This window comes from Polaromonas sp. YR568, assembly GCF_943369675.1.
Taxonomy (GTDB): domain Bacteria; phylum Pseudomonadota; class Gammaproteobacteria; order Burkholderiales; family Burkholderiaceae_C; genus Polaromonas.
In genome coordinates this window covers 35,763-49,645 of sequence record NZ_CALROB020000028.1, presented here as the reverse complement: position 1 = coordinate 49,645, position 13,883 = coordinate 35,763, and the positions used below count along the sequence as shown (strand labels likewise).

The window sequence follows — 13,883 nt, the reverse complement described above, 5'->3', positions numbered from 1 at the left end:
CCGGACGCCGCTATCGCCGCCGGCGGCTGTCCGGCGCCGTTCGAGCCCGCTGTCCCGCCAAACTGTACCTTTATCTGATGGTACAGATTACCTACAGTGTCCTGACCGTACTGCTTCCCCGAGCCCGATCTTTTGCGGGCAATGCCGTGACACCAGGAAAAAAGAGACATGACTGTTGATTCCCGCCTTCCCAACTTCCGCGCCCTGAGCCCAGCCGGGCGGCTTGCGCATCTCGTGCGCGCCGCCGGCCTGACGCAAGCCGATGCGGCCCTGCTGGCCCAGCCCGGCGCGCTCGGCGTGGACCGCGCCAACGGCATGATTGAAAACGTCATCGGCACCTTCGAGTTGCCCTTTGGCGTGGCCGGGAATTTCACCGTCAACGGCAAAGACGTGCTGGTTCCCATGGTGGTGGAAGAGCCCTCTGTGGTCGCTGCGGCCTCCTTCATGGCCAAGCTGGTGCGGGAATGCGGCGGCTTTGAAACGTCGAGCAGCGAACCGCTCATGCGCGCGCAGGTTCAGGTGCTGGGCTGCACCGACCCCTATGGCGCGCGCCAGGGCTTGCTCAGGCGCCGGGCTGAAATCCTTGAAGTTGCCAACAGCCGCGACAAGGTGCTGATCGGCCTGGGCGGCGGCTGCAAGGACATCGAGGTGCATGTCTTTCCCGACACCGCGCGCGGGCCCATGGTGGTGATGCACCTGATCGTGGACGTGCGCGATGCGATGGGCGCCAACACCGTCAACACCATGGCCGAATCGGTCTCGCCGCTGGTGGAAAAAATCACCGGCGGCACGGTGCGCCTGCGCATCCTCTCCAACCTGGCCGACTTGCGCCTGGCCCGCGCCCGCCTGCGCGTCACGCCTGAGGCATTGACGACGCCGGAGCGCCCCGGCGCCGAGGTGATTGAAGGCATCCTCGATGCCTACACCTTCGCCGCCGTCGATCCCTACCGCGCCGCCACCCACAACAAGGGCATCATGAACGGCATAGACCCCGTCATCGTCGCCACCGGCAACGACTGGCGCGCGGTGGAAGCCGGCGCCCATGCCTGGGCCTGCCGCAGTGGCCAATACACCTCGCTCACCACCTGGGAAAAAGACCGCAGCGGTGCGTTGGTCGGCACGATTGAAATGCCGATGCCGGTGGGCCTGGTCGGCGGCGCGACCAAGACGCATCCGCTGGCGCAGTTGTCGCTCAAGATCATGAAGGTCGAGTCGGCGCAGGAACTTGCCGAGATCGCCGTGGCCGTGGGCCTGGCCCAGAACATGGGCGCGCTGCGCGCATTGGCCACTGAAGGCATACAGCGCGGCCACATGGCGCTGCACGCCCGCAACATCGCCCTGGTGGCCGGGGCCACGGGCGACGAGATCGACAAAATCGCCAGCCGCATGGCCGGCGAAAAAGATGTCCGTACCGACCGCGCCCTGCAACTGCTCGCAGAGATCAGGGCTTAGCCCGCGGGTCTTGTTTTTTGCTTTTTTGTTTTCCGTCCCGCTTCCCCTTGCATCAATAATCAAATCAGGAGACAAGCATCATGTTCAAACAGTGGATTCAGTCCAGAACCCTTTCCGCGCTGGCTTCGGCCCTCACGGCCGCATTTGCGCTGGCCGCCCCGGCGCACGCGCAGGACATCAAGGTCGGCTTCAACGCCGACCAGTCCGGCACGGCCGTGGCCGAACTCGGCATTGCCGCGCGCCACGGCTTTGACCTGGCGATCGAAGACATCAACAAGGCCGGCGGCGTGCTGGGCCGCAAGCTGGTGGGCGTGATCCGCGACGACACCGGCGCCCCGCCCAAGTCCATCCAGAATATGACCGAGCTCATTGACAGCGAAAAAGTGGTTGCCGTCCTCGGCCCCGCCAACTCGGGCAACGCGCTGGCCTGGCTGCACCTGCCGCAGCAAAAGAAAATCCCGGTGATCGTTCCCGTGGCCACCGCCACCGACATCACCCGCCGCTATGCCAATGAATCGCAGAACTACATCTACCGCATCTCGATGGTGGACCGCGAGCAGGTGGCGCTGCTGCTGGCCTACGCCGTCAAAGCCACCAAAAATAAAAAGATCGCCTTCATCGCCGACTCCACCGGTTTCGGCCAGCAGGGCGTGAAGGACCTGACCGAGGTGCTCGCCATGCACGGCCAGCAACCCGTGGCGGTGGAGAAGTTCGGCCCCAAGGACACCGACATGACGTCGCAGCTCGCCAAGATCCGCGACTCCGGCGCCGACACCGTCATCGTCTACGGCCTGGCCGACGCCAATGCCCAGCTGCTGCGCAGCATGGAGAAGATCAATTACTTCCCGACCACGCTGGGCACCTGGGGCAATATGAGCACGCCGCTGCTCAATATCGCGGGCAAGAAACTTTCCGAGCACATCATCTTCGCAACTTCCACCGCCGAAGACAGCAACCCGCGCGCCGTGGCCCTGGCCGCGCGTGTACGGGAGCGTTATCCGCAAATGCCGACCTTCGTGGCCGCCGCCCAGTCTTACGACTCGATGATGCTTCTGGCCGCCGCCATCAAGCAGGCCGGCACGACGGACGGCGCCAAAGTCGCCGCCACGCTGGACGCCGGTGTGCCCGACACGCAAGGCATCATCAAGCTCTACAAAAAGCCCTTCAGCAAGACCGAACACGACGCGCTGTCGGTGTCCGACTTCAACCTGGCGCGCTGGAAAGACGGCAAGGTCACGGCATACAGTGACGCCATCACCAAGGCCATGACGCCCGCGGACCTGAAGAAGTAAGCGGGTTTTCCAGCCGTCAAGCCACGGCAGCCACAATTGCCGCGGCGGCACAATCAAGGCAACTTCGCCAGGCCGGCGGCGTTGCCACAGGAGACATACCGGATGATCAACTTGCTGCAGGCACTGCTCAGCGGACTGGCGCTTGGCGGCATTTATGCCCTTGTCGCGCTGGGCTTCAGCATCACGCACACGACCACCAAAACGCTGAATTTCGGCCAGGGCGAATTCCTGGTGGCCGGTTCACTGGTCGCGGTCGGCACGCTGCTTTTGATTTCCGGCAAGAGCCAGACCGGCGTGCTGACCAGTGCCGACGTCAGCCTGCTGAATTACGGCATGGCGCTGGTGGTGTCCCTGGCCGTGCTCGGGGTGCTGGGCGTCATTCTTTATTTCACGGCGGTGCGGCCTTTCTTCGGGTCGGCCGGCATGTCGTGGGTGATGAGCACCATAGGCTTCGGCATCATCCTGCAGAACACCGCACTGGCGATCTGGGGACCGGGGTCCATGAGCATGCCTTCGCCGCTGGGCGAGTCGGTGATCCGCATCGGCGGCGCGGGGATCAGGCCGCAGGAAATATTGGTGCTGGTGGTCACTGCCGTCGTCATGCTCGCGCTGGACCACGTGCTGCGCCGCACCCGCATCGGCAAGGCGGTGCGCGCTGTGGCCGCCAACCGGCAGGCGGCGGCATTGATGGGCATCAACGTGGCGGCCATCGTGGTGCTGGCCTTTGTGGTGTCTTCGGGCCTTGCCGGGCTGGCGGGCCTGCTGATTGCGCCCATCACCACGGCCTCGGTGTTCATGGGCCTGTCGATCGCACTCAAGGCCTTTTCAGCAGCCATCGTCGGGGGGCTGACCAGCCCGCGCGGCTGCATCGCGGGCGGCTTTCTGCTCGGCTGCGTCGAAGCGCTGGTGGGCCTGTGGCGTGCCGAGATGCGCGAGATCACGATCTTTGCGCTCATCATCCTGGTGCTGGTGATCAAGCCTGAGGGCCTGTTCGGCCAAAAACCGTTCGAGAAGGTCTGACGTGAAACCGCACACCATTGGACTGGTGATCGCCGCAGTGCTGGCCGCGGCGGTGCCGGCTTTGCTCACCAACGAGTTCTACCTCAAGATCATTTTCACGGCCGGCCTGTATTACCTGGCCGCCTGCGGCCTCAACGTGCTGGTCGGCTGGAGCGGGCAAAAATCGCTGGGCCATGCCGGGCTGTTCGCGGCCGGTGCTTATACCGTTGCGCTGCTGACCACCAAGGGTGGCTGGAACCCCTGGCTGGCGCTGGCGGCCTCCGGGGTGGTTGCCGGCTTGTTCGGTGTATTGATCGCCTTGCCCTCGCTGCGCGTCAAGGGGCCGTCGCTGGCCATGGTGACCATAGGCTTCGGCATCGTGGTCGAAAAAATCGTCACCGAATGGCAGGACGTCTTCGGCGGCCAGCAGGGCATTTACGGCGTGGTGCCGCCCAGTTTTGCCGGGCACATGCTGGGGACGCGCGAATGGGCCTGGCTGGTGCTGGCCTTTGCTTTTGCCGCCCACCTGCTGCTGCGCACGCTGCTGTCGGGCAAATACGGCCGCGCGTTCCAGGCCGTGCAGGCCGCCGAAGTCGCGGCTGAAAGCGTGGGCATCAATGTCTACCGCATGAAGGTGCTGGCCTTCGTCATCAGCGCCGTCACCTGCGGGCTGGCCGGCGCCTTGCTGGCGCAGCAAAACCAGTACATCAACTCCGACTTCATCACCTTCAACCTGTCGATCTTCCTGCTGCTCATCGTGTTGTTCGGCGGGCCGTCCTGGTACGGCCCGGTGCTGGGCGCCGTGGTGTTGACCCTGCTGGACGCCTTCCTCGCGCGTTGGCCGCACCTGCAGCATTTCACTTACGGCGCCTTGCTGCTGTTTGCGCTGTACGCCATGCCGCAGGGGCTGGCGGGGGCGCTGTCGAAAGCGGTGCGCAAGCTCCGGCCCCGGAAATCCGCGGCCTCACCGCCGGCGCCCCCGCAGGGCGAATGGCAGCCGAAGTTCGCGTCCGCGCGTGACGAAGCCGGTGCCATGTTGCGTGCCCAGGGTTTGTGCAAGGCCTATGGCGGGGTGATTCCCACCAGCGATGTCAGCTTCGAGCTGCGGCCGGGCCACGTGCATGCGTTGATAGGCCCCAACGGCGCTGGCAAGACCACGCTGCTCAACATCCTGTCGGGTGTGATTCCGGCGGACAGCGGGCGCATCGAATTTTGCGGCGCAGACATCACCCGCACCGGCGCCAGCGCCGTCTGCGCGCTCGGCATAGGGCGCACCTTCCAGAACCTCAAGCTCTTCCCGCACATGAGTGTGCTCGACAACGTGCTGTCGGGGCTGCACCCGCACCTCAAGGTGGGATTCTTTGCCAGCCTGCTGGGCCTGCCCGCGGCGCGACGCGAGGAGGCCTGGGCGCGCGGCGAAGCGGTTCGCCTGCTGGAATTTGTCGGCTTGCTGCCTCGCGCCGGCGACCAAGCGGGCAGCCTGCCGTATGGCCTGCAGCGCCGGCTTGAGTTGGCGCGCGCATTGGCCACCCATCCGCGCCTCTTGCTGCTGGATGAGCCGGCGGCCGGCCTGAACCCGCAGGAAACACAGGACCTGACCCGCCTCATAGGCCGCATCCGGGACAAAGGCATGACGGTGCTGCTGATCGAGCACCACATGGACCTGGTGATGGAGGTGTCCGACCACGTTCTGGTGCTGGACTACGGCGCCAAAATCGCCGAGGGAACTCCCGCCGCCGTGCAAGGCAATCCACGCGTGATTGCCGCCTACCTTGGCGTGGAGGACGATGATGATGGCGACCTTATGCCATCCACCGCCAACCTGTAGCCTGCCTGAGCCCACCATGCTGAAGATCAATAACCTGGCCGTTCGTTACGGCGCGATTGAAGCCCTCAAAGGCGTGAGCCTGGAAGTGAAGGCCGGCGAAGTCGTCACCATCATAGGCGGCAACGGCGCCGGTAAAAGCACGCTGATGAAAGCCATCTCGGGCCTGGAGCCCGCCTTTGCGGGCGGCATCGAATTTGAAGGGCATGACATCACGCGCATGCCGGCGCATCACCGCGTGGCACTCGGCATTTCGCAGTCGCCCGAAGGCCGGCAGGTGTTCGCCGACCAGAGCGTGCGCGACAACCTGCTGCTGGGCGCTTACCTGCGCAAGGCCTCCGACCCGTCGATTGCCCTTGACGTCGAGACGCAATTCACCACCTTCCCGCGCCTGCGTGAGCGGCAGCATCAGCTGGCCGGCACGCTGAGCGGCGGCGAGCAGCAGATGCTGGCGATTGCCCGTGCCTTGATGGCGCGGCCGCGCCTGTTGCTGCTTGATGAACCCTCCCTGGGCCTGGCGCCGCTCATCGTCAAAGAGATATTCGCCGTGATCCGCGCGCTCAAGCAAAGCGGCGTGACGATACTGCTGGTGGAGCAGATGGCCAACCAGGCGCTTAAAGTGGCCGATCGTGCCTATGTGCTCAAGACCGGCGAGATCACCTCATCGGGCGGCGCCCGCGCCATGCTGGACGATCCCGCAGTCCGGGAAGCCTATCTGGGAAAACACTGAGCCGGTTATCCCGGGATACTGTGGGCTACGTTGTGGATAAGTTTGTGAACAGGACGCCAAAGCCGCGCCGCTGCTGGCTTTCGGCGTGCTGCCTGTTTTTGTCGCATCCGCAGCAAGCCGGCCATGCTATGCCGGCAGGCCGCCCGCCCATTCGACCAGCAGTTTGGTGAACTCCGCCACGGCCGGCGCGACATGGTCGGTGCGCCAGAGCACGTAGACGTCACCGTTGATGTCCGGCGCCTTGGCCGCACGGGTCCGCGCTCCTTTGGCGTCAGGCTGCGGGGTTGGCCCGAGCCGGCAAATGCCCACGGCGTCGGACCTCAGTTGCGCCATCGATGCCGGCACCAGCGCCACCCCCAGGCCGGCGGCCACGAGGTTCAGCGCCGCAGGCACTTCGACCACGTGCTGCGCAATCCGCGGCGCAAAACCCGCCCACAGGCAGGCTTCAAACAGGCGCGCGGCAAAAGGCGAGGAGTCCAGCCGCAAAAACACAAAATCTTCATCGCGCAAATCGGCCAGGCTGAGCCGGCGGCGGCTGGCCAGCCTGTGGCCGGGCGGCAGGGCCACCACCACCGGGTCGCGCCACAGCAGCGCGGCGCTGACCTGCATGTCATTGAGCGGGTTGCGCGAGACGCACAGGTCCAGCCGTCCGTCGCGCAAGGCTTGCAAGTGGTCGGACGGTTTCATTTCGTGCAGCACGACCTCCACCGCGGGCCGCTGCAAACGGAATTGCTGGATGAACTTGGGCAAGGGCCCCAGAAAATGCGAGCCTGCCAGCCCGAGTTGCACCCGCCCCTGCAGGCCGCTGGCCACGCGCGTCACGTGGCTGCGGGCTTCCTCCAGCCGTGCCAGCACCGCCTGTGCATGGGGCAAAAAAGCTTTGCCGGCTTCGCTGAGCACCACGCTGCGGCTGGTGCGGTCAAACAGCCGCGCGCCCAGCTCGGCTTCCAGGCTGGCGATCTGGAAACTCAAAGGCGGTTGCGATACATGCAAACGCTTTGCCGCGCGGGTAAAGCTGAGCTCGTCCGCGAGCACGGTGAAGTAACGGATCTGACGCAGTTCCACGTGTGGCCTTCAGGAGGGTATCTATCTGGTTTCGGTATGGGTCTATCCTGATTATGTATTTGTTTGTATGGATCAAGCGGCAAAGAATCGGGGGCTTGAACCCGCCACCAGGAGACATGCATGCAAGCCGCTGAAGGCCAGACGCCAAAAAATTACCGGATCGGGCTGATCGTGCCCAGCTCCAACACCACCATGGAAACGGAGATCCCGGCCATGCTGCGCGCGCGCGAGCAGGTGCTGCCCGAGCGCTTCACCTTCCACTCCAGCCGCATGCGCATGAAGTCGGTCACCAAAGAGGAGTTGGCGGCGATGGACCGCGATTCCGACCGATGCGCGCTCGAGCTGTCGGATGCGCGCATGGACGTCATGGGTTACGCCTGCCTGGTCGCCATCATGAGCATGGGCAAGGGCTATCACCGCGAGTCGCAGCGCCGCCTGCATGAAGTCACCGTGGCCAACGGCCTGCCCGCGCCTGTCATCACCAGCGCCGGCGCCCTGGTCGAAGGCCTGCAGGCCCTGGGCGCCAAGCGTGTTGCCATCATCGCGCCCTACATGAAGCCGCTGACGCGCATGGTGATCGACTACATCGAGAACGAAGGCATTGAAGTGATCGACAGCATTTCGCTGGAGATCCACGACAACCTCGCCGTGGGCGCGCGCGACCCCAAGGCCCCGGCCGAATTGTGGAAGCAACTCAACGTCAAGGGCGCCGACGCCATCGTCGCCTCGGCCTGCGTGCAGATGCCCTCGCTGGCCTCGGTGCCGTTGATCGAGGCGGCCAGCGGCCTGCCCGTGGTGTCCAGCGCGGTCTGCACAACCTACGCGCTGCTCAAAAGCCTGGGGCTGGAGCGGCGCGTGCCGGGCGCAGGTACGCTGCTGTCGGGCCGCTATTAATCATTTGCGGGTTTCCTGCCGTTAGTCATTCACCATTCATCACCATTCATCGATATCAATCGATACCACTCATCACAACAAGGAGGCTGAACCATGAACGCTTTTCCCCCGACATCCTTTCGCCGGCTGCTTGCCGTCACCAGTGCCGCGCTGCTCGCGGGCCTTGTGAGCGGCGCCGCGATGGCCCAGGCCTATCCCAGCAAGCCGATCACGCTGGTGGTGCCCAACCCGCCGGGCGGCTTTGTCGACGCCTCGGCCCGCATCCTGTCGGACTCGCTGGCCAAGGTCACCAGCCAGCCCGTCGTGGTGGACAACCGCGGCGGCGGCAGCGGCAATGTGGCCTACCAGTACGTCGCACGTGCCAACCCTGACGGCTACACGCTGCTCAACTCCTACTCGGCCTACCACGTCGGCAACCCCAACCTCACCCCCAAGCTGCCATGGGCGCAAAAGGACTTTGTGCCGGTCGCGCTGATCACGGTGGCCACCAACGTGATTGCCGTGCATCCGTCTATCCCGGTGAACAACCTGGGCGAGTTCATCAAATACCTCAAGGCCAACCCCGGCAAGCTCAGCTACGCCAGCCAGGGCAACGGCTCGCTGTCGCACATCGGCACCGAGATGTTCAAGCTGCAGACCCAGACCAGCATGGTGCACATTCCCTACCGCGGCTCCGGCCCGGCGCTGCAAGACGTGCTCTCGGGCCAGGTGCAGGTGTTCATCACCACGCCGCCGTCGGTCATGGGCCAGGTGCAGACGGGCAAACTCAAAGGCCTGGCAGTGGCCGGCAAAGCCCGTCATCCCGGCCTGCCCGGGGTGCCCACCACCGCTGAAGCCGGCCTCAAAGGCTTTGAACTTGAAGCATGGGTCGGCATCTTCGCCCCCGCCGGGACGCCCGCCGACGTTGTGAGCAAACTCAGCAGCCAGATCAAGGCCGCGCTGGAATTGCCGGAAACCAAAACCCGCGCCGACGGCGCCGGCGTTGAACTGCGCTACCAGCCGCCCGCGGTGCTGGACGCCCTGGTGAAAAAAGACACCGACTTTTGGGCCAAGACCATCAAGACCGCCGGCATCAAGCCTGAATAAATTGTTGAGCGCGGCCGGGCCTTCGCCGCCTGCTTTTGAAAACCGGCCTGGCGCCGGGACGTAGCACTAAAGTGTCGGCATCATAAAAAATGCCCCCCTTGAGACTTCAAGGGGGGCATTTTTTTTGGGCGTTCCAACAACGGCAAGGCGCAAAACATTCTTGACACCGTTCTGAAAGAAACCTATAAACGGCATCAGAATGAAAATTCTAATGAATGTGAAAAACAGAATAAATATTCTAACACGTTTCATTCGGTGATTCGGTAGCCGCCAGAAAACAGGGCAGCGGGGGACACGGCCCCGCTACGACCCACGCCCGCAATAACTAATGCCGTGTCCATAACGGAGACATTCATGAGAAGTGCACGCACATCGCCCCTGGCGATGATTCTCCTCGCCCTGTCCTTCCTGCTGCCGTCGGCGGCGTATTCCGCCGGGCCGGGACTTGGGAATCTGAGCTACACCACGGACCAGATCTTCAAGCCCCTTTCCATCCTCAAAAGCAATTGCACCATCTCGGGCGGCGTGCAGCAGTGCCCCAACCAGCGGGGCGAGGGCACCGTCATGATGTATGACGGCTACCTCTTTGTTCCCTTCGGCAAGGATTCGGGGGTGTCCGGTGGCGGCTTCGCCTTCTGGGACATCTCCAACCCGCGCGCGCCGGTCGAAGTCAAGAAAATGGACGTTCCCGCCCTGCGCGAGCCGCACGGCTTCGGCTTCACCGGGCGCCTCGCGGCGATGCAGGCCATCAACGGCGTGCAGTTCTGGGACTTCACCAATCCACTCGCGCCCGTGCTGCTGAAATACATGACGCTTCCGGGCATCGCGGAATCCGACTACGCGCTGGGCAACTGGTGGGTGTTCTGGCAGGCGCCGTACATGTACATCGGCGGTTCCGGCAACGGCCTCTACATCATCAATGCGGCGGATCCGGTCAACCCGGTCCACGTGAAGACCATACCGACCAGCACCTGGGGCGGCTTCCGCGTGGGCCCGACCTTCGCCGTCGGCAACCTGCTGGTGATGACCAGCATGGACCAGTCTGGCATAGCGACCATGGACATCAGCGACCCGCTCAACCCCAAGCTGCTGGCCTCCACCAGTTCGACCGCCGGCCAGTACAGCGGCATCGTCAACGGCGAGCGCCTCATCACGGCCGGCACCGACAACCGCCTGCACGTCTACAACATCAGCAACCCCGCCGTCATCACCCAGACGGCGCAATCCCCCGACAACGGCGGCAAGGGCGGTTATGTTTCCATCCAGGATGGTTACGCGCATGCGGGCTTTTCCACCAAATACGCCAAAGTCGACCTGAGCACAGGCGCGATCGCCGGCACCGGCACCTCGGGGCTTGCGAGCCGCGACGAGGACTTCGGCACCGTGTTCGGCAACCTGGTGCTGATCGGCAACGACCACGGCAACGGCAGCGCCATCGTGGCGCACCAGACCGGGCAGGACCTGACCGGGCCGTCCGTCAACATGGTCTCCCCAAAGAACGGGTCGACCAACCAGGCGCTGACCAGCCGTATCGGCATCACCCTCACGGACAACGTCGACCTGCGCACCGTCAGCAACACCACCTTCATCGTGCGGCCCCGCGGCGGCTCGGCGCTGGCGGGCAAGTACAGCGCGCAGTCCGGCATCGTCAATTTTTCGCCGAACTCGCCGCTCGTCGCGGGCACCACCTATGACGTCGTGATTTCGGCCGGCGGCATGAAAGACGACGCCGGCAACGGCGTGCCCACCACCTTCACGTCCAGCTTCACCACGGCCGGCTCGGCCGTTGCCAGCTGCACCCTGAACACACGCACGGCCGCGCCGGTGAGCACCAGCGCCACCTTCAATCCCGGCACCACCTCAGGCAGCAGCCTGGAGTATTCCTGGAATTTCGGCGACGGCGGGACCACGGCATTTTCGTCAACCTCGACCGCCACCCACACCTACGCGAACCCGGGGCACTACCCGGTGATCCTGAGCGTGCGCAGCGGTACGGTCACCAGCACCTGCTCGGCCAACCAGACCATCCACACGGTGGCCACAGCCGCCGCGCCCACGTCGTCCTCCACCATTGCCTTTGATTCCGCGCGCAGCCGGGTCTGGGTGGTCAACTCGGACAACAACACCGTCACCGCGATCAGCTCGACCGCCAACACCAAGTCGCTGGAAGTGCCGGTCGGCGAGAACCCGCAGACCCTGGCGCAGGCGCCCGACGGACGCATCTGGGTGGCCAATGCCAACTCCGGCACCATCAGCATCCTGAATCCGGACACCGGCGCGGTGGCGCAGACCATCGCACTGGCCGCCGGCTCGCGTCCCTTCGGCGTTGCCTTCAGCCGCAACAGCAGCGCCGCTTATGTGACGCTGCAGGGAACCGGCAACCTGGTGAAGCTCAACCCAAGCACTGGGGCGCTGCTCGGCACGGTGTCGGTGGGCCCCACGCCGCGCGGCATCGCGATCACCGGCGACTCCTCGCGCATCTTCGTCACCCGCTTCATCTCGCCGGCGACCCAGGGCCAGGTGACGGAGGTCAGCGCTTCGGCCTTCACGGTAACCCGCACCATCGCGCTGGCCACCGACCCGGGGCCGGACACCGAGGCCTCGGGCCGGGGCGTTCCGAACTACCTGAACTCGGTGGCCATCCAGCCCGACGGCAAGCGCGCCTGGATTCCTTCCAAGAAGGACAACACCCTGCGCGGCACTTTCCGTGACGGCAATCCGCTGACCTTCGAGAGCACCGTGCGGACCATCGTGTCGCAGATCGACCTCACGACCAACCTCGAAGTGCTGGGTTCACGCCTGGACCTGAACGACCGGGAAATGGCCAACCTCGTGCTGTTCAGCCCGCTCGGCGACTACGCCTTCGTCTCGACACAGGGCACCAACCAGATCGAGGTCCTGGACGCCTACACCCGGCAGATCAGCACCGGCATCATCAACGTCGGCCGCGCGCCGCGCGGCATGCTGATCACGCCCAGCGGGCGCCTGTTCGTGCAGAACTTCATGTCGCGCTCGGTGGCGGTCTACGACGTCAGCGGCATCCTGAACTCGACCTCCAACGGCGCGCCCAAGCTGGCCGACGTCGCCACGGTGTCGAGCGAACTGCTGCCCGCCAACGTGCTGCAGGGCAAGCAGATCTTCTACAACGCCGACGACCGCCGCATGAACCGCGACAAGTACATCAGCTGCGCCAGCTGCCACCAGGACGGCAGCCACGACGGGCGCGTCATGGACTTCACCGACCGCGGCGAAGGCCTGCGCAAGACGATTGCCCTGAACGGCCGGCGCGGCGTTGGCCAGGGCCGCGTGCACTGGACCGGCAACTTCAACGAGATCCAGGACTTCGAGCACGACATCCGCAACAGCTTCCTGGGCACAGGCTTCATGAGCGACACGGCCTTCAACACCGGAACGCGCAACACGCCGCTGGGCGACAACAAGGCCGGCGCCAGCGCCGAGCTGGACGCGCTCGCGGCCTATGTCACCTCGCTGTCCACCGTCGGGCGCAGCCCCTTCCGCAACCCGGATGGAACGCTCACCACCGACGGCGTCGCGGGCAAGGCGATCTTCACGGGAACGGCCCAGTGCATCAGCTGCCACTCGGGGGCGGACTTCACCAACAGCGCGGGCGGCACCCTGTTCGACGTCGGCACCATCAAGCCCTCATCCGGCAAACGCATGGGCGCGACGCTCACCGGCTTCGACACCCCCACGCTCAGGGGCATCTGGAGCACGGCGCCTTACCTGCACGACGGCTCGGCCGCGACGCTGCTGGACGTGCTGAACAACGCCAAGACCACCGGCAAGCACGGCACCGTGGCCGCGCTCACCGCCACCGAGATGAACCAGCTGGTGTCCTACCTGCAGCAGATCGACGACAGCGACGTCCCGGCGGAAACCGTGATCAGCAACTTCTCGGTGAAGGACACGGGCAATGCCGTGGACTGGTCGGTGCGCACCAACCTGCAGGTGGGCAACGCGCAGTACGGCGACCGCACCTTCGCGTTCACCGCGGTGCCCGCCCTGGTGGCCGGGGCGCAATGGATACGCACGGCCAACGACTCCAAGGCCTTCACGGCCAATCCCACGGTGACCTTCACCATCAACCGCGCCGCCGACGTGTATCTCGCCCTCGACGACCGCGTCGGCCTGCAGTCCTGGATGACCGGCTGGACCAACACGGCCGTCAAGCTGGTGAACAACGAAGGCACGCCGATCAGCTTCACGCTGTACCGCAAGAACTTCGCGGCAGGCACGGTCAGCCTCGGCCCCTCGGGAACGGGCGGCGGCATGTACACCATCGTCGTCAAGTAGGGGAGCGGCAATGGAAAGAGATTTCGCACCCCACGGAAAGTCGCAAAGCCCATAGCGGTGGAATACCGGCCTACGCACGGGCGTGGGCCAGGAAGTCAGGCTCCCCTTCATGCCGTCATCGAAGGCGGCGGGGGAGTTGTTTGCAGAAAGAAGAGGAACGGCTGCGGCTGCATTGTTGTCGCCGCAGCAACGAGATCGATTTCTTCACGGCAAGACAACGAAACAA

Annotated in this window: 9 protein-coding genes; 8 read left to right on the top strand and 1 reads right to left on the bottom strand. The window is 64.8% G+C overall.

Annotated elements, in window-relative coordinates; translation table 11 throughout:
• Nucleotides 1-168: 168 nt before the first annotated feature.
• The 5 genes from ACLV8F_RS16030 to ACLV8F_RS16010 all read left to right on the top strand — a co-directional run bounded on the left by ACLV8F_RS16030 (nt 169) and on the right by ACLV8F_RS16010 (nt 6,298).
• On the top strand, nt 169-1,452 hold the full coding sequence (locus ACLV8F_RS16030; RefSeq protein ID WP_411885198.1) for a hydroxymethylglutaryl-CoA reductase, degradative: 1,284 nt from the start codon (nt 169-171) through the stop codon (nt 1,450-1,452).
• An 80-nt stretch (nt 1,453-1,532) separates the two neighbouring features.
• Nucleotides 1,533-2,744, top strand: coding sequence for an ABC transporter substrate-binding protein (locus tag ACLV8F_RS16025; protein ID WP_411885197.1), 1,212 nt, complete (start codon nt 1,533-1,535; stop codon nt 2,742-2,744).
• Between the two features lie 102 nt (nt 2,745-2,846).
• Nucleotides 2,847-3,764 (top strand): branched-chain amino acid ABC transporter permease, encoded by a 918-nt coding sequence (locus ACLV8F_RS16020; protein WP_411885196.1) that lies wholly within the window; start codon nt 2,847-2,849, stop codon nt 3,762-3,764.
• A gap of 1 nt (nt 3,765) precedes the next feature.
• Nucleotides 3,766-5,571: an ABC transporter permease subunit gene (locus ACLV8F_RS16015; protein WP_411885195.1), complete on the top strand. Its 1,806-nt coding sequence runs from the start codon at nt 3,766-3,768 to the stop codon at nt 5,569-5,571.
• Nucleotides 5,572-5,587: 16 nt separating this feature from the next.
• Nucleotides 5,588-6,298 (top strand): ABC transporter ATP-binding protein, encoded by a 711-nt coding sequence (locus tag ACLV8F_RS16010; RefSeq protein ID WP_411885194.1) that lies wholly within the window; start codon nt 5,588-5,590, stop codon nt 6,296-6,298.
• Nucleotides 6,299-6,424: 126 nt separating this feature from the next.
• Here ACLV8F_RS16010 and ACLV8F_RS16005 read toward each other — a convergent pair whose 3' ends face one another.
• Nucleotides 6,425-7,363 carry a LysR substrate-binding domain-containing protein gene (locus ACLV8F_RS16005; RefSeq protein ID WP_411885193.1) on the bottom strand — a complete coding sequence of 313 codons (939 nt, stop codon included), beginning with the start codon at nt 7,361-7,363 and terminating at the stop codon, nt 6,425-6,427.
• Between the two features lie 120 nt (nt 7,364-7,483).
• On the opposite strand from ACLV8F_RS16005, the gene ACLV8F_RS16000 reads away from it, so the two are divergent.
• From ACLV8F_RS16000 to ACLV8F_RS15990, 3 genes are all read left to right on the top strand, one after another.
• On the top strand, nt 7,484-8,257 hold the full coding sequence (locus ACLV8F_RS16000) for an Asp/Glu racemase (RefSeq protein WP_411885192.1): 774 nt from the start codon (nt 7,484-7,486) through the stop codon (nt 8,255-8,257).
• A 93-nt stretch (nt 8,258-8,350) separates the two neighbouring features.
• Nucleotides 8,351-9,343, top strand: coding sequence for a Bug family tripartite tricarboxylate transporter substrate binding protein (locus ACLV8F_RS15995; RefSeq protein ID WP_411885191.1), 993 nt, complete (start codon nt 8,351-8,353; stop codon nt 9,341-9,343).
• A gap of 354 nt (nt 9,344-9,697) precedes the next feature.
• A complete protein-coding gene (locus ACLV8F_RS15990; RefSeq protein WP_411885190.1) occupies nt 9,698-13,657 on the top strand; it encodes an Ig-like domain-containing protein in 3,960 nt (1,319 codons plus the stop codon).
• Nucleotides 13,658-13,883 lie beyond the last annotated feature (226 nt).

Bases quoted from the DNA above. Each gene is read 5' to 3' on its own strand.
- ACLV8F_RS16030 (WP_411885198.1), top strand. From the start codon at position 169: ATGACTGTTGATTCCCGCCTTCCCAACTTCCGCGCCCTGAGCCCAGCC.
- ACLV8F_RS16025 (WP_411885197.1), top strand. From the start codon at position 1,533: ATGTTCAAACAGTGGATTCAGTCCAGAACCCTTTCCGCGCTGGCTTCG.
- ACLV8F_RS16020 (WP_411885196.1), top strand. From the start codon at position 2,847: ATGATCAACTTGCTGCAGGCACTGCTCAGCGGACTGGCGCTTGGCGGC.
- ACLV8F_RS16010 (WP_411885194.1), top strand. From the start codon at position 5,588: ATGCTGAAGATCAATAACCTGGCCGTTCGTTACGGCGCGATTGAAGCC.
- ACLV8F_RS16000 (WP_411885192.1), top strand. From the start codon at position 7,484: ATGCAAGCCGCTGAAGGCCAGACGCCAAAAAATTACCGGATCGGGCTG.
- ACLV8F_RS15995 (WP_411885191.1), top strand. From the start codon at position 8,351: ATGAACGCTTTTCCCCCGACATCCTTTCGCCGGCTGCTTGCCGTCACC.
- ACLV8F_RS15990 (WP_411885190.1), top strand. From the start codon at position 9,698: ATGAGAAGTGCACGCACATCGCCCCTGGCGATGATTCTCCTCGCCCTG.